The organism is Billgrantia endophytica, from assembly GCF_002879615.1.
GTDB classification, from domain to species: Bacteria; Pseudomonadota; Gammaproteobacteria; order Pseudomonadales; family Halomonadaceae; genus Halomonas; species Halomonas endophytica.
This window is the reverse complement of record NZ_PNRF01000013.1, coordinates 111742-127574: the sequence shown is the minus strand read 5'-3', so window position 1 is coordinate 127574 and position 15833 is coordinate 111742. Positions and strand designations below refer to the sequence as shown.

Annotated in this window: 14 protein-coding genes; 6 read left to right on the top strand and 8 right to left on the bottom strand. The window is 64.3% G+C overall.

Features of this window, described 5'->3' with window-relative positions:
- Positions 1-19: 19 nt before the first annotated feature.
- From C1H69_RS07225 to C1H69_RS07200, 6 genes are all read right to left on the bottom strand, one after another.
- Complete coding sequence (locus C1H69_RS07225) at positions 20-403, bottom strand: gamma-butyrobetaine hydroxylase family protein (RefSeq protein ID WP_102652731.1); 384 nt, start codon at positions 401-403, stop codon at positions 20-22.
- Between the two features lie 106 nt (positions 404-509).
- A complete protein-coding gene (gene hslU, locus C1H69_RS07220) occupies positions 510-1832 on the bottom strand; it encodes an ATP-dependent protease ATPase subunit HslU (RefSeq protein WP_102652730.1) in 1323 nt (440 codons plus the stop codon).
- A gap of 10 nt (positions 1833-1842) precedes the next feature.
- Entirely contained in the window at positions 1843-2376 is a 534-nt protein-coding gene (hslV, locus tag C1H69_RS07215; RefSeq protein WP_102652729.1) for an ATP-dependent protease subunit HslV, read from the bottom strand.
- Positions 2377-2511: 135 nt separating this feature from the next.
- The gene (locus tag C1H69_RS07210) at positions 2512-3252 is read right to left on the bottom strand and encodes an SPOR domain-containing protein (protein WP_102652728.1); all 741 of its coding nucleotides are present in this window, start codon (positions 3250-3252) and stop codon (positions 2512-2514) included.
- Between the two features lie 3 nt (positions 3253-3255).
- On the bottom strand, positions 3256-4941 hold the full coding sequence (gene argS / locus C1H69_RS07205) for an arginine--tRNA ligase (protein ID WP_102652727.1): 1686 nt from the start codon (positions 4939-4941) through the stop codon (positions 3256-3258).
- Positions 4942-5089: 148 nt separating this feature from the next.
- The gene (locus C1H69_RS07200; protein WP_240609857.1) at positions 5090-7333 is read right to left on the bottom strand and encodes a primosomal protein N'; all 2244 of its coding nucleotides are present in this window, start codon (positions 7331-7333) and stop codon (positions 5090-5092) included.
- A gap of 153 nt (positions 7334-7486) precedes the next feature.
- Here C1H69_RS07200 and rpmE point away from each other — a divergent pair, with 153 nt between their 5' ends.
- Positions 7487-7702 carry a 50S ribosomal protein L31 gene (rpmE, locus tag C1H69_RS07195; RefSeq protein ID WP_102652848.1) on the top strand — a complete coding sequence of 72 codons (216 nt, stop codon included), beginning with the start codon at positions 7487-7489 and terminating at the stop codon, positions 7700-7702.
- 239 nt (positions 7703-7941) lie between these two features.
- On the top strand, positions 7942-9213 hold the full coding sequence (locus C1H69_RS07190) for a malic enzyme-like NAD(P)-binding protein (RefSeq protein ID WP_102652725.1): 1272 nt from the start codon (positions 7942-7944) through the stop codon (positions 9211-9213).
- A 119-nt stretch (positions 9214-9332) separates the two neighbouring features.
- On the opposite strand, the gene C1H69_RS07185 is transcribed toward C1H69_RS07190, so the two are convergent.
- The gene (locus tag C1H69_RS07185) at positions 9333-10082 is read right to left on the bottom strand and encodes a DUF481 domain-containing protein (RefSeq protein WP_102652724.1); all 750 of its coding nucleotides are present in this window, start codon (positions 10080-10082) and stop codon (positions 9333-9335) included.
- Positions 10083-10184: 102 nt separating this feature from the next.
- Entirely contained in the window at positions 10185-12710 is a 2526-nt protein-coding gene (locus tag C1H69_RS07180) for a penicillin-binding protein 1A (RefSeq protein WP_102652723.1), read from the bottom strand.
- A 273-nt stretch (positions 12711-12983) separates the two neighbouring features.
- Between C1H69_RS07180 and pilM the strand changes: the two genes are divergently transcribed.
- The 4 genes from pilM to C1H69_RS07160 are packed head-to-tail and all read left to right on the top strand — an operon-like array spanning position 12984 to position 15776.
- The gene (gene pilM, locus C1H69_RS07175; RefSeq protein WP_102652722.1) at positions 12984-14045 is read left to right on the top strand and encodes a type IV pilus assembly protein PilM; all 1062 of its coding nucleotides are present in this window, start codon (positions 12984-12986) and stop codon (positions 14043-14045) included.
- Positions 14042-14620 carry a PilN domain-containing protein gene (locus C1H69_RS07170; RefSeq protein WP_102652721.1) on the top strand — a complete coding sequence of 193 codons (579 nt, stop codon included), beginning with the start codon at positions 14042-14044 and terminating at the stop codon, positions 14618-14620. Before pilM ends, C1H69_RS07170 begins: the two co-directional genes overlap by 4 nt.
- A complete protein-coding gene (locus C1H69_RS07165; protein ID WP_102652720.1) occupies positions 14617-15246 on the top strand; it encodes a type IV pilus inner membrane component PilO in 630 nt (209 codons plus the stop codon). The genes C1H69_RS07170 and C1H69_RS07165 overlap by 4 nt, the downstream gene beginning before the upstream one ends.
- Positions 15246-15776, top strand: a complete 531-nt coding sequence (locus tag C1H69_RS07160; protein WP_102652719.1) for a pilus assembly protein PilP — start codon at positions 15246-15248, stop codon at positions 15774-15776. The genes C1H69_RS07165 and C1H69_RS07160 overlap by 1 nt, the downstream gene beginning before the upstream one ends.
- The last annotated feature ends 57 nt before the right edge of the window (positions 15777-15833 follow it).

Below are 15833 nucleotides of genomic sequence, written 5' to 3'. Positions count from 1 at the left end.
CAATCGACCGCCATCGCCGTCAGAGCTGCTTGATCTCGATGCCCAAGGGCTCCCGCGAGGCGCCCGCCTCTTCCAGGCGCCTCAGGTAGTCGGCCCAGTAGGCGTCGCGATTCTCGATCAGCTCGTAGAGATACTCCCAGCTGAAGAGGCCGCTGTCGTGGCCGTCGTCGAAGGCGAGCTTGACGGCATAGCGGCCAACCGGCTCGACGTTCTTCAGACCGACGTCCTTCTTGCCCACCTGCAGCACGGCGGTGTCCCGGCCATGGCCGCGCACCTCGGCGGAGGGGGAATAGACCCGCAGGTACTCCACCGGCAGGCGGTGGCTCCCACCGTCGGCGTAGGTGAGCTCCAGCTCGCGGGCCTTCTTGTGGTAGTGGATCTTGCTGGGGATGGGGGCAGTCATGCAGGACTCCGCTTGCGTTGGTGAAGCGCGGCTGTCCGGCGACAGGCGCCGCGCTCATGTAGGCCTCCGCTGCTGCGGTACTGGCGAACCGAGGTGCAGCCCTCGATTAAAGAATATACCGCGACAGGTCCTCGTCCATGGCCAGTTCGCCAAGCTGGGAATCCACGTAGGCGGCATCGATTTCCAGTGGCGTGCCGATGTCGGCTCCCTTGAACGATGCCTCCTCCAGCAGGCGCTCCATCACGGTATGCAGGCGGCGCGCGCCGATGTTCTCGGTACCCTCGTTGACCTTCCAGGCGATCTCGGCGATACGCTCGATGCCATCCTCGGTGAAGCTGATATCCAGCCCTTCGGTGGCCAGCAGCGCCTTGTACTGCTTGGTCAGGGCGGCGGAGGGTTCGGTGAGGATGCGCTTGAAGTCGTCCGGTGTCAGCGCCTCGAGCTCCACGCGGATCGGCAGGCGTCCCTGCAGCTCGGGGATCAGGTCCGACGGACGCGACAGGTGGAAAGCGCCGGAGGCGATGAACAGGATATGGTCGGACTTGACCATGCCGTACTTGGTGGAAACCGTGGAGCCCTCGATCAACGGCAGCAGGTCGCGCTGCACGCCCTCGCGAGAGACCTCGCCACCGCTGGATTGGCCGCTGCCCTTGGTCACCTTGTCGATCTCGTCGAGGAAGACGATGCCGTTCTGCTCCACCGCATCGATGGCGCGATGCTTGATCTCCTCTTCGTTGACCAGCTTGCCGGCCTCCTCGTCACGCAGCAGGGCGAAGGCATCCTTCACCGCCACGCGACGAGTCTCGGTCTTCTGTCGCCCCATGTTGGAAAAGAGACTCTGCAGCTGACTGGTCATCTCTTCCATGCCCGGCGGGGTCATGATGTCGATGCCAGGTCCATGGGGCGTGACCTCGATGTCGATCTCCTTGTCGTCGAGCTGACCCTCGCGCAGCTTCTTGCGAAAGATCTGGCGCGTCGAGCTGTCGCTGCGGGCGCTCTCCTCCTGGCCCCGGGGGGGCGGCAGCAGGGCGTCGAGAATCCGGTCTTCGGCGGCATCCTCGGCGCGGTGACGCACTTCGTCCTTGGCCTGCTCGCGTACCAGCTTGATGGCTGCCTCGGTCAGGTCGCGGATGATCGACTCGACGTCGCGTCCCACATAGCCCACCTCGGTGAACTTGGTGGCTTCGACCTTGATGAAGGGTGCCCGGGCCAGCTTGGCCAGGCGGCGGGCGATCTCGGTCTTGCCCACGCCGGTGGGACCGATCATCAGGATGTTCTTGGGGGTGACCTCGTGACGCAGGTCGCCGTCGAGCTGCATGCGCCGCCAGCGGTTGCGCAGGGCAATGGCAACGGCGCGCTTGGCGTCCTGTTGGCCGATGATGTACTGGTCCAGCGCGTGGACGATCTCGCGGGGTGTCATCTGGGTCATTGTGGCGGCCTTAGTGTTCCTTGGAAGACAGCTCTTCGAGGGTAACGTGATGGTTGGTGAACACACAGATGTCACCAGCGATCTCGAGCGCTTTCTCGGTGATCTCGCGGGCGTCGAGATCGGTGTTCTCGAGCAGGGCGCGAGCGGCGGCCAGGGCGAAGTTGCCGCCGGAGCCGATGGCGATGATACCCCGCTCGGGTTCCACCACGTCGCCATTGCCGGTAATGATCAGCGAAGCATCCTTGTCGGCCACGGCGAGCAGGGCTTCCAGGCGACGCAGGGCGCGGTCGGTGCGCCAGTCCTTGGCCAGTTCCACGGCGGCCTTGACCAGGTTGCCCTGGTACTTCTCCAACTGCGCTTCGAATCGCTCGAAAAGGGTAAAGGCGTCGGCGGTGCCGCCGGCGAAGCCTGCCAGCACCTGGCCGCGATAGAGGCGCCGCACCTTGCTGGCGTTGCCTTTCATCACGGTATTGCCCAGCGATACCTGGCCATCGCCAGCCAGGGCGACCTGGTCACCGCGGCGCACGGAAACGATCGTGGTCATGGAGGAGACTCCGTAACGGGGAGCTTCGGGCTCCCGATGACTTTCGGCGCCGCGGCCAGGCCGGGCGCCGTTAGTGAGCGTTCAAGGGAAGTGCGGGCGGAGCGAGCCGAATTCAACCGGTGGCGAGCGGTATCCTCAATCGCTGGCCCGATGGCGAAGCGGCTTGATGCCCTGGGTGGTCATCAGGTCCTCGGCGCGATTGAGTTCGCGCGTGTCGTCATAAGGCCCCACCATGACCCGGTGCCAGGTATCGCCATCGGCGGACTGCACCTGGCTGACCTGCGCCATCAGGCTGAGGTTGCGCAGGCGCTGCTGGAGCTGTTCGGCATCCGACGACTGGCGGAAGGAGGCCGCCTGCAACATGTAGCGGGTCCCGGCGGGTGCCGCTGCCTCGCTCGCCTGAGTCTCGGTTGTCGCAGATATTGCATCCTCTTCCAGGTTGGCGGCGATCACCTGGGCGATCGGGTCGTCATTCACCGCTTCGTCAGCGGTGGCGCTCTCTTCGAGTCGGGTTGCCGGGATGGCGTTGACCTCCGGGGGCGAGGCCGTGGAAGCGACCTCCCTCGGGGCGACCACCTCCTCGGGCAGCAGGGTATAGAACTCGAAGGTCGGCATGCGAGGCTCGCTGGGCTCTACCCTTGGCGTCGGTGTTTCCGTCACCGTGGTGGGCGTGCGCGGCATCAGGGACGCCAGCAGTGAGTCATGCCCCTCCTGCCAGGGCGCCGTGCCATGCTGGTGCTGGGCCAGCAGGAAGCCCGCCACCAGGCCACCGATGCCCCATACCCATCCGGGCAGGCGAAAGCCTTCGCGGCGGCGTGGAGCGCGCCGGCTGGACGTGGCGCCACGCTTCTTCGGTGGGGAACGACGGGCGGCCATGGCTTACATCTCCTCCGGAGCGCTGACACCCATGAGATCGAGGCCGTTGCGCAATACCTGACGAGTGGCCAGGCCCAGGGCCAAACGGGCGTTACGCAGTTCGTCGTCCTCGACCATTACCTTGACAGCGTTGTAGCAGGAGTGGAACTCGGCGGCCAGGTCCAGCAGATATTGGGCGACCTGCTGGGGCTCACGGGACACCGCGGCGTGATCGACGACGTCGGGGAAGCGCGCCAGCCGGTTCATGACGGCCTTTTCCTGTTCCGCCTTCAGCTGTGCCAGGCTGACCATGGCCAGGTCGTGGTCGAAGTGCAGGGACTCGGCCTCGGCCTTGCGCAGCACGCTGCAGATCCGGGCATGGGCATACTGCACGTAGTAGACCGGGTTGTCGTTGGACTGCGAACGGGCCAGGTCGATATCGAAAGTCAACTGGGAATCCGCCCGGCGAGCCGCCAGGAAGAAACGGGTCGCATCGCGGCCCACTTCGTCGATCAGGTCGCGCACCGTGACGTAGCTGCCGGCGCGCTTGGAAAGCTTCACCTCGACGCCCGAGCGGGTCACCATCACCATCTGATGCAGCACGTAGTCGGGCCATCCCTTGGGAATACCCGCCTCCAGTGCCTGCAGGCCGGCCCGTACCCGGGTCACGGTGGAGTGGTGGTCTGCGCCCTGCTCGTTGATCACCGTGGCGAAGCCGCGCTGCCACTTGTTCAGGTGGTAGGCCACGTCGGGCAGGAAATAGGTATAGCTGCCGTCCGACTTGCGCATCACCCGATCCTTGTCGTCACCGAAGCTGGTGGTGCGCAGCCACAGGGCGCCATTCTCTTCATAGGTATGGCCGTTGGCGATCAGGCGCTGCATCGCTTCCTCGACCTTGCCTTCTTGGTAGAGCGAGGACTCGAGGAAGTAGACGTCGAACGATACGCCGAAGGCCTTGAGGTCGAGGTCCTGCTCGCGGCGCAGCCAGGCGACGGCGAAATCGCGGATCGCATCCAGGTCGTCGGGGTCCGCCTTGGCGGTGACGTGACGGTCATCGGCGTGAACCGTCTCGCCGGCCAGGTAATCCTTGGCCACTTCGATGATGTAGTCGCCCCGGTAGCCGTCGGCGGGCCAGGCGCCACTGTCAGGCTCGATACCCTTGGCCCGGGCCTGCACCGAGAGCGCCAGGTTACCGATCTGGGCGCCGGCATCGTTGTAGTAGAACTCCCGGGTGACGTCATGGCCGGTGGCTTCGAGCAGCCGGGCGATGCAGTCGCCGATGGCCGCACCGCGGCCGTGGCCGACGTGCAGCGGTCCGGTGGGGTTGGCGGAGACGAACTCCACCTGCACCTTCCGCCCCTTGCCCTTCAGGCTGCGGCCGAAGGTGTCACCGGCGTCGAGTACCTGGCGCACGATCCGGGCGGCCGCATCGGTAGAGGCGAAGAAGTTGATGAAGCCGGGCCCGGCGATCTCGACCTGCTGCACGGCATCGCTTTCGGGCAGTGCCGCGACGAGTGCCTCGGCCAGCTCGCGGGGTTTTCTGCCGGCCGGTTTGGCCAGCATCAGGGCCAGGTTGGTGGCGTAGTCGCCGTGGGCCTTGTCCCGGGTGGGATCGACCTTGATGACGGGTGTCGTGTCGACAGGCAGCATGCCCTGTTGCTTGAGAGTATCGAGGGCGCCTTCGAGCAGAGTGATGATGGTGTCTTTCATGAAACCTTGGTGTCCTGTAGCGCCGGGCCCGCATCGGGTTAAGGATGACAGTGCGACTCGCGGGCGGACGCAGGCATGAAACTCGCCCGATTCGGGGCATGATCGCCCATTATCGGCAATTGTGACCCGGCTTTAAAGGCCGGGACGTTCAGCCGAGCGTCTGGGGGTCGATATCCAGCGACCAGCGGGCCCGCCGGGCCCCGGGTGTCGCCTCCATCCAGGTAGTGAGACGCGAGCAGGCTTCATGCAGCTGACTGCGGCGGTCGCTGGCCAGCATCAACTGCAGATGGTAGCGGTTCTGGCGTCTCTCCATGGGAGCCGGCACCGGGCCCAGGCAGTCTACACGCAGTTCGCGCTCCTTCAACCACTCTCGTAGCGCTGAGGCGGCACCGGCAGCCAGGGCGAGGGCCGCCTCCTCCCGGGGGCTTTCCAGGCGCAGCAGGGCGAGAAAACGAAACGGGGGCAGTCCCGCGGCGCGGCGCTCGGCCAGTAAATGCTCGGCCAGGGCGTCGTAGCCTTGCTGTGCCAGCAGGCGCAGGTGCGGGTCGTCGTCATGCAGCGTCTGGACCAGCACGCGGCCCGGATGGGATGACCGTCCGGCGCGTCCGGCGACCTGTACCAGCAACTGGGCGCTATGCTCCAGGGCGCGAAAATCGCTGGCGTAGAGCCCGGAGTCGGCATTGACCACCACGACCAGCGTCACATGGGGCAGGTGATGTCCCTTGGCCAGCATCTGTGTCCCCACCAGCAGGCAGGGCCCTCCCCGGCGGACATCGTTGAGTACCGTTTCGAAGGCATCGCGCCGGCGTGTGCTGTCCCGGTCGATGCGATGTACCGGCACCTGGGGAAACAGGGCCGCCAGGGTTTCCTCGGTGCGCTCGGTGCCGCTGCCCAGTGGGCGAAGGTCGGCACTGCCGCACGCCGGGCAGGCATCCGGCACCGGGCGGCGTTTGTCGCAATGGTGACAGGCCAGCATGGGTGGCTGGCGGTGCAGGGTCATGCGTGCGTCACAGTGATCGCAGTCGGCGAGCCAGCCGCAGGCGTGGCAGGCCAGCGTCGGGGCGAAGCCACGCCGATTGATGAAGACCAGTACCTGGTGGCCGGCATCCAGGGTCTCGCGGATCGCCTCGATGACCGGCGGGATCAGTCCGCCCTGGCGAGGCCGGCCACGCAGGTCGACCAGCTCCAGCCGTGCCGGGGCGTGCCGGCTGGCACGCCGGGTCAGCCTCAGGTGGCGGTAGTCGCCACGGCTGGCGTGATGCAGGCTCTCAAGCGAAGGCGTGGCACTGCCCAGTACCAGGGGAATGCCGTGGTGGTGAGCCCTGGCCACGGCCAGATCCCGAGCGTGGTAGCGCAATCCCTCGTGCTGCTTGAAGGAGCCATCGTGCTCCTCGTCGACGATGATCACCCCGGGCCGGGCCAGCGGGGTGAAGATCGCCGAACGGGTACCGATGACGATGGGGGCTCGCCCGCTGGCAACCGCCTCCCAGGCATCCAGCCGCTCATTGTCGGTGAGTCCGGAGTGCAGCGCGACTACCGGTACCCTGAAACGTTGGCGAAAGCGGGCCAGGGTCTGGGGGGTGAGGCCGATTTCAGGCACCAGCAGCAGTGCCTGGCGGCCCCGGTCGACAACGGCCTCGATCAGTTGCAGGTAGACTTCGGTCTTGCCGCTGCCGGTGACCCCATGGAGCAGGCAGGGATGGAAGGCGTCCAGACGCTCGTGGATCGCGGCGAGGGCCGCCGCCTGCTCCCGGTTCAGCGGTAGCGCCGGTTCGGCCAACAGGTTCCCCGAGGCAGGCAGGCCGGCAGCGGTCAGCGGCGCCTCTTGCCGCTCGACCAGGCCCTTGCCGACCAGTGACTGTAGCTGTTCGCGGGTGAAAGACTGGGCCAGGACCGCCTGGGTCGGCAGGCCATGGGGGTGCTGGCGCAGCATCGTCAGTAACTCGGCCTGGCGAGGGGCTCGCTTCAGGCGCGCGGCATCGACGGCCTGTCCACTGGGCGTGACCAGCCACTGCTCCCTGATCCGGCCTGCCAGTGAACGGCCCTGGCGCAGCAGCACGGGCAAGGCCTGGTGCAGGGTGTCGCCCAGTGGATGCTGGTAGTAGCGTGCCGTAAAGCGGCACAGCCAGAACCAGTCTTCCGGCAGCGGAGCGGCATCCAGCCAGGCATCCACGGGTTTCAGGTCGGCCAGGGCAAGGTCGCTGTCGTCTCGGCACTCCATGACGATAGCGACCATCTGGCGGCGACCGAAAGGCACCCGGACACGGATTCCAGGCTGCCAGCCACCGGGAGGTGCCTCGCGACATGGGCGATAATCGAACAGGCGTCGCAGCGGTGTGGGAACGGCCACGCGCAGCACCCGGGGGGGAGGAGAGCGAGATGAGTCGGGCAATTGGCCTCCGGCGTCGGCTCTGGTAGAATGTTCCGCCGCTGTGGCGCCTGGCGTGTCTTGGCGGCAACCGGTTAGCATGAACGACGACAGATAACCCGTATGCGGTGCCTGGCAATGGATCAGGTGGCGGCATACCGATTCGTGAGGCTCAAGATGAAACAAGGTATCCACCCGGATTACAAGATGGTCAGTGCCAGCTGTTCCTGTGGCGCGACCTTCGAAGTCGGTTCCACGGCCGGCCACGACCTGTCACTGGATGTCTGCTCCCAGTGCCACCCGTTCTACACCGGCAAGCAGAAGCAGGCGACCACTGGTGGTCGCGTCGAACGCTTCAACAAGCGGTTCGGTGCTGCCGTCAAGCGTGGTTGATACCCGCCCTACGCTTGTGGCTTCGGCCAACAGGGAAGCCCGCCATCGCGCGGGTTTCTTTTTGCCCATGGCCAGCCATAAGTAATCGCTTATGGCTGGCGCCATAGGCATAAGTTACAGCAAATGGCTGTGATTGTTCATGAACAGGTGCTGAAAATGCGTGAACCGGTCCGGCATTGAGAAATGGAAGGTTTTTCTATACGCTGGTTCTTCTTTTCACATTGATACCGGATTTCAGCATGACAGACGCGAAGAAGCAGGCAGCGCTGGACTATCACGCCAAGCCCATCCCCGGAAAGCTCTCGGTGGAACTGACCAAGCCCACTGCTACCGCTCGTGATCTCTCTCTTGCCTACAGCCCGGGCGTTGCCGAGCCGGTTCGCGAAATCGCCCGTGATCCGGAAAACGCCTATCGCTATACCGGCAAGGGCAATCTGGTGGCCGTCATTTCCGATGGCAGTGCCATTCTTGGCCTGGGCAATCTGGGCCCGCTGGCCAGCAAGCCGGTCATGGAAGGCAAGGGCGTACTGTTCAAGTGTTTCGCCGGCATCAATGCGGTGGACATCGAGGTGAATGCAGAGAGCCCGCAGGCCTTCATCGACACCGTGGCACGTATTGCCGATACCTGGGGCGGCATCAACCTCGAGGACATCAAGGCCCCGGAGTGCTTCGAGATCGAGCAGGCTCTGATCGAGCAATGCAGCATTCCCGTCTTCCACGACGATCAACATGGTACCGCCATCGTGACGGCTGCCGGGATGCTCAACGCTCTGGAGATTGCCGGCAAGCGGCTGGAAGAGGCCAGGATCGTCTGCCTGGGTGCCGGTGCGGCAGCCATTGCCTGCATGAAGCTGTTGGTCTCATGTGGCGCCCGTTCCGAGAACCTGGTGATGCTCGATCGTCGTGGTGTGATCCATGCCGGGCGCGAAGGCCTCAATCCCTACAAGGCAATGTTCGCCGTGGAAACGGACAAGCGTACTCTGGACGATGCCATCGATGGCGCGGATGTCTTCATCGGCCTTTCCGGCCCGAACCTGATGACGGCCGATCATATTCGCAAGATGGCGCCGAATCCGGTGGTGTTTGCCTGTACCAATCCGGATCCCGAGATCAACCCCGAGCTGGCGCGGGAGACTCGCCCGGACGTCATCATGGCGACGGGACGTTCGGACTACCCCAACCAGGTCAACAACGTGCTGGGTTTCCCGTTCATCTTCCGTGGGGCGCTGGACGTCCGGGCGACGCGCATCAGCGAAGAGATGAAAGTGGCGGCCGTGCATGCCCTGAAGGACCTGGCTCGCGAGCCGGTGCCTCAGGCGGTACTGGATGCCTATGAGCGTGATCACATGGAATTCGGCCCTGAGTACATCATTCCCACGCCGGTGGACGTGCGCCTGCTGGAGCGGGTCACGTCCGCGGTGGCCCAGGCGGCGGTGGACTCAGGCGTGGCACGGCGCCCCTATCCCGCCCACTATCCGCTGAAGACCGTGGATGATGTCTACGGCGGTTGACCAAAAACGGCTGAGCCTGGATGACCGCGCCGGCCCTTGGGCCGGCGCGATGCGTTACGGGGAGGCTCATGGCCCGTTCATGAGGGCAGCTCCACTTCCCGTATCGGCCAGGAGGCAGCTTACCAGGTGTAAAGCAGGGTCACGTTGGTGGTGCGGTCGGTGTGGGAATCCGCAGCCATGGGCGGGTCGGAGTTGTGCCGTATCTCATAGGAGAATCGCATCGACAGGCGAGAGTTCAGGCGGGCAGTGACCGAGGAGAGGGAGCGCGCGGTCGTATTCTCGTCGGTGGCCTCGACCGACATCTCCTGGCGGAGGCTGGCGAAACGAGAAAGCGTCCAGTGGTAGTCAAGTGCGCCATAGATCACTCCCAGCCCCTGGTTCTCTTCGTCATCGATGCGGTCATGGCGGTAACCCGGCCCCGTTTCGAGCGATAGGCGGTGGCGCTCGGTGTCGATGACGTCTCGCCCGTAGCCGCCAATGGCAGTGGACTGCTGCTCATAACCACTGAAGCGATCCTTTTCCCAGCGTGCGAAGCCAAACAGGTAGTGCGATCCGCTGAAGTCGTAGCGCTCACGCCCCGATAGCAGGTATTGCTCGGCGCTGGTATCGCCTTCGCGGGTCACGTTCCGTACCTCGCCGCGCACGGTATGTGTCCAGTTCCCGGTCAGCCAGGTCAGGCGGCTCTTGCCAATGAGCGTCTGACTGTCAGTGTTGCCGGACAGGTGGGTATAGCCAAGCTCGGCTTCTCCGCTGAAGGTTGGTGCATCTTCGCCAGGGGGTGGGGGAGCATAGAAGACGCTGGCTGCCTGGCCTGTTGCTGGCAGCAGCAGGCCGATGGCGAGCCACAATGGCGTTGTAACATGTTGCATAGGTAAACTGACCTGTGTTGCCGAGTGGCTGGGCCGCGCAGGTGCGGTGGACACGGTTGGCAAGACGCAGGGGCGGCATCCTTGCCGCCAGCATGATGGCATCTAGAAGATCGCTTCGTAGCTACCGGTGCCCTGGGAGCCGCTGCTTTGCTCGACCTCCTGCTCGATGCGACGTGGCTCCATGTCCGGCAGGTAGTCGGGGTGGAATATCTCGCTGATGCCGCCAGACTGGCCATCGGCCAGGCGCCTTCCGGTGCGGTCATCGACCCGGGCGCGCACCAGCTGCGCCGGCGTGTCGGGTTTGGCTTCGGGACGGCCTTCCAGCGCGTTTTGCATGAAGTCGATCCAGATCGGCAGGGCGACGACGCCACCATATTCGGCAATGGTCTCGTTGTTGTCCTTGCCGATCCAGACGGTGGAGACCATGTCGCTGTTGTAACCGGCAAACCAGCCGTCACGGAAGCCGTTGGTGGTGCCGGTCTTGCCGACCACGTCGGTGCGGTTCAGCGACAGGGCAGAGCGGGCGGTGCCGCTTTCGATCACGTCACGCAGCATGTCGCGCAGGATATAGACCGCTGTGGGGTCGGCGACCTGAGGGGCAACACCATAGACCCTGCCGTCGATCTCCACTTCGGTCTGACCTTCGCTGCAATCACGACAGACGATGTTCGGTCTCGCTTCCTCGATGAGTTCATCGTCGTTGCCACGGGTGACGCGCTCGATGAACCAGGGCGAGACCTGGTACCCGCCATTGGCCAGAACCGCATAGGCGTTGGTCATTTCCAGCGGTGTCAGGTCGGCGCTGCCCAATGCGAGGGAAAGCCCACGCGGAAGTCGGCTGGAAGCGAAGCCGAAGCCTTCCAGGTACTCGATGGTGGCATCCAGCCCCAGGGTTTGCAGGATTCGAATGGTGACCAGGTTGCGCGAGCGGGCCAGGGCGACACGCAGTCGGGTCGGGCCGAGGAAGTCGCCGCTGGCGTTGACCGGACGCCACAGGCTACTGCCGTCATGCATCACCACGGGAGCGTCGTTGACCACGCTGGAGGCGGTCATGAGGCCGGTATCCAGGGCGGCGAGGAAGACGAAGGGCTTGAAGATGGAACCGGACTGCCGCTGGGCCTGCACGGCGCGGTTGAACTTGCTGGCATTGAAGCTGAAGCCGCCCTGCAGGGCCAGGATGGCGCCGGTGTCGGGTTCCATCACGACGATCGAGCCTTCTGCATCGGGCCGCTGGGAGAGGCGCAGGCTGTCGTCGCCCCGCCGCAGGATTCGGACAAGGTCGCCGGTATTGGCGATCTCGGAAGCCGAGCCGGGTTCCGGGCCGCGTGCCCGCGGGCTGCGATAGGCGCGCGCCCAGTTCAGGCCGTCCCATTCCATGGTATGCAGCTCGCCGCCACGGGTCATGACCTGCATCTGTCGGCCTTCGCTCGACACCACGATGGCGGGCTGCAGGGGGCCGAACCCGGGCGTGCGTTCCAGCACCCTCAGCCAGTTGCTGACATCGCCATCTACCCCTTCCACCTCCGTCTGGCTGCGCTCGGCGGCCTGTCGGGCGGTTTCCAGCACTTCAGGTGATTCGGACAACTCCTCTTCCAGGCCGCGACGTTCGGTACGCGCCTGGGCCTCGGCAAGGCTGGGTGGGATGTCGGTCTCTTCCGGACCGCGCCAGCCGTGGCGGGTGTCGTAATCGATCAGGCCGTTGGCCAGCGCATTGCGTGCATGGGGCTGCAGCTCGCTGTCCAGGGTGGTGTGGATACGGTAACCGCCGGTATAGGCGGCATCGCCGAAGCGCTCGATGGCATACTGCCGCGCCATCTCGGAGACGTAGTCGGCATCCACGTCGACCTGGGCGACATGGCGGCGTGCGGTGACCGGTTCCTGTACGGCGGCTTCGTAAGTCGCCTGGTCGATATTGCCGAGATGGCGCATGCGATAGAGAATCCAGTTGCGACGGATCAGCGAGCGCTCGGGGTTGACCAGGGGGTTGAACGAGGAAGGCGCCTTGGGCAGGCCGGCAATCATCGCCTTCTGGGCCAGGGTGAGCTCGTCCAGCGTCTTGTCGTAGTAAACCTCCGCCGCCGCCGCAATGCCGTAGGCGCGGTTGCCGAGGAAGATCTTGTTCACGTAGAGCTCGAAGATCTCCTCCTTGGTGAGGATGCGTTCCATCTGCAGGGCCAGCAGGATTTCACGAATCTTGCGGGTGAAGGTCCGGTCCAGGGTCAGCAGGTAGTTGCGGGCCACCTGCATGGAGATGGTGGAACCACCGGACTGAATATCGCCTCCACTGGAAACCAGTTCAACGGCCGCACGGGCCAGGCCGCGGGGATCGACGCCGCGGTGGTCGAAAAAGGCAGCATCCTCGGCCGCCAAGAGCGCCTGGATGAAGTCCTCGGGAATCTCGTCGAACTCCACCGCCATGCGCCGCTCTTCACCGTACTCGCCAATCAACTTGCCATCACGGGTAAAGATCCGCAGTGGCGTGTGCAGTTCGAAATCCTGGAGCTGACGCACGTCGGGCAGCCCGGGAGTGAAATAGAGGGCCGCGCCGGCCACGCTGAGCAGGGCCGCTGTCAACAGCGCTATCATCAGCCAGAAGGCTGAAAAAATCAGGGTCTTAATCCACTTCATGAAAATGCGGTATCCGTGGTGAGAGCAGGAAGGAAATGGCGATGATGATCAAGCCTTCACTGGCGTCGGCCATTATATGAAGCCAGGCCGCCGGCCACCAGCGTTGAGGGGTGCTTCGTCCAACTTTATGTGAGCATCGGCAATATCATGTAATCTCGTTCCTGCAGAGCAGGGTATGATCTTTCTCAGTCTTATCTCTTATCGCTGATGTACGGCTTTAGGCGCGACGGTAACAAGCGGCTATCGTAACGAATGACGCAGGGGCAGGAATTGATGCGACTCAGGGCCTCGGGCAAGGGACTGATCGGCGTCGATATCACGTCGGAAACAATCAAGCTGATCGAGCTCAGGCAGGCCGGCTCCCACCACCAGATCGACAGCTACGCTGTCGCGCCGTTGCGTGAAGGGGCCGTCGTCGAGCGCCGTATTCGTGACATGGATGACGTGGCAGATGCATTGCGGCGTGCCGTGGAGCGTGCCAGGCCTTCCTCGAAGCATACCGTGGCTGCCGTTCCTGGCAGCGCTGTCATTACCAAGACGTTGACGCTTCCCGCTTCGCTCAATGACGATGAGATCGAGGCGCGCATTCGATTGGAGTCTGACAAGCATATTCCCTTTCCGTTCAGCCAGGTTGCCTTCGATTTTCAGCGGCTGGGACATGACTCCCCCCATGCCGGACAGCAGGACGTGCTGCTGACCGCCTGTCGTCGGCAGGACGTCGATCAACTGACGGAGGCGCTGACCCAGGCGGGATTGACGCCAGCGGCGGTCGATGTCGAGACCTTCGCCATGGAGCGCGCCTTCAAGGAACTGCGTCACCAGTTGCCGCCGGTCGGCACCGGGGAAGATTGCATTGCTCTGGTCGATATCGGTGCCACCATGAATGCCTTCCACGTGCTGCATGGCGGGCGCATTGCCTATAGCCGGGACACCATGTTCGGCGGGCGCCAGCTCACCGAGGAGATCCGCGCCCGCTACGGGCTGACCCTCGAGGAGGCGGGGCTGGCCAAGAAGCATGGTGGCCTGCCCGACGACTACCATGCCGGCGTGCTGGCTCCCTTTCTCGATACCCTGGTACAGCAGGTGGGTCGCTCGCTGCAGCTCTACTACACCGTTGACCGCAAGCATGAGGTGCGCCGCATGGTGCTGGCGGGTGGCTCCAGCGTCATTCCCGGCCTGGCGGAACGGCTTGCGCGAGAGAGCGGAATGGAGGTCGTGATCGCCAACCCGTTTCGGCGCATGAAGATCAATGCCCGTCTCGACGTTCAGGCCCTGGCCAGCGATGCCCCGACCATGCTCACCGCACTTGGACTGGCGATGAGGGCGGCGAAATGACCATCGAGATCAATCTTCTGCCCTGGCGCGAACGGCAGCGAGCACATCGCAGCCGACGCTTCCATGTCACCATGGCATTCATGGCGCTGACGGGTGTCGCGGGCGGGCTGGGCATGACGCACCACTTCCAGGTGACCCTGGCGGCCCAGCAGCAGCGCAACGCCCATATTCAGGACCAGGCGTCGCGTCTCGACCCGGATATTCTCTCGATCGGTGAATACGAATCGATTCGTGAGCGGATGGTTGGCCAGATCGAGGTGTTCAGCGAGCTCCAGCAGGGGCGTTCGCAGACTGTCCAGGTGTTCCGTGACCTGACGCTCAGCCTGAGTGATGGAGTGCATTACACCCAGGTGAGCCGCCAGGGCGACCAGCTCAGGCTGTCGGGTCGCGCTGAAAGCAATCACCAGGTCTCCGATCAACTAAGGGGGCTCTCCACCATGCCCTCGCTTGCCGAGCCGGTGTTGTTGGAGGTCGAGTCGGAGGGTGGCGACCGTCGACGATTCAGCCTCAGTGTGATTCAGCTGGCGAACACGGCCCCGTTGGACTCCGGTGGCACGGTACAGGAGACGCCATGAGCTTCCAGGCGGAAATGCGTCGGCTGCGTGAGCTGGACTGGCGGGAACTGAATATCAGGGAGTCAGGTAGCTGGCCCTGGTCGCTGCAACTCGCCTGCTGTGTCCTGGCCTGCTGCCTGATCTTTGCCGGACTGTACTGGTATCTTGCCAGCCCCAGGGTGGCTGAACTGCATCAGGTGCGGGCCGAAGAGGAGCGCCTGCTGCGAGACTACCGAAGCAGGGCCGCCCAGGCGGCAAGATTGCCCGACATGCTCGAGCAGATGACGGTCCTCGAGTCCCGCATGGACGACCTGACGGCCATGTTGCCTTCTGGCGCCGAAATCCCGTCACTGATCGACAGTATCAGCGAGATTGCCATCGATCAGCAGCTTTCCATTGATTTCATCCGCCTGCGCAGCACGGTCGGGCATGACTTCTATATCGAGAGGCCCTTCGATATCCAGGTGGAGGGGGAGTATCACCATATTGCCGCTTTTCTGGCCGGTGTGGCGGCCCTGCCTCGTATCGTGACCCAGCATGACTTCACCCTGGCCCCGGTGGAAGGTGGCGAGCGCCTGCGGTTGTCGATGCTGGCACGTACCTACAGCTATCACCCGTCAGCGGCGGAAGCAGAAGGGGGGTCTTGATGCCTGTTCACGGTCGTTGCGTGGCAACGGCGATTGCCCTGTCCCTTCTCGCAGGCTGTGCGGACCCTCAGCTGTCGTCCCTTGATCGCGACCTGAGCGAGATTCGGGCCAATCCCGGTGTGCTTCCCCGCCTGGAGATGCCCGAGGTGCCGGATTATCGGGCCCCGTCGTATGAAGAGGGCGATCGACGGAGCCCCTTCCAACCTCAATTGCCGGAACCGGGGGCAGAAAGAGGTGAGGGCAATGGCGTGTTGTCGCCTGATGTCGAGCGCCAGCGTGAGCCTCTGGAAGCGTTCACGCTGGAGGAGCTGACACTGGTTGGCGTGCTGACCATGGGTGGCTCCTCCCATGTGCTGGTCAGGGAGCCGGGCGGGAAAGTGCACCGACTGGGGATCGGCAGTTATCTGGGCATGGATCATGGGCGCATCGTCGGTATCACGAGTTCCGCGATGCAGGTGGTGGAGCTGGTATCGACCGGTGGGGGCGGCTGGGTGGAACGCAGCACCCGGATGACTCTGGGCGGCGATTAGATGGGGGGCCATGGCCGCGGCCGGAGCAGGGGCGAGCGGTTTCAGGCAGGGGAGACG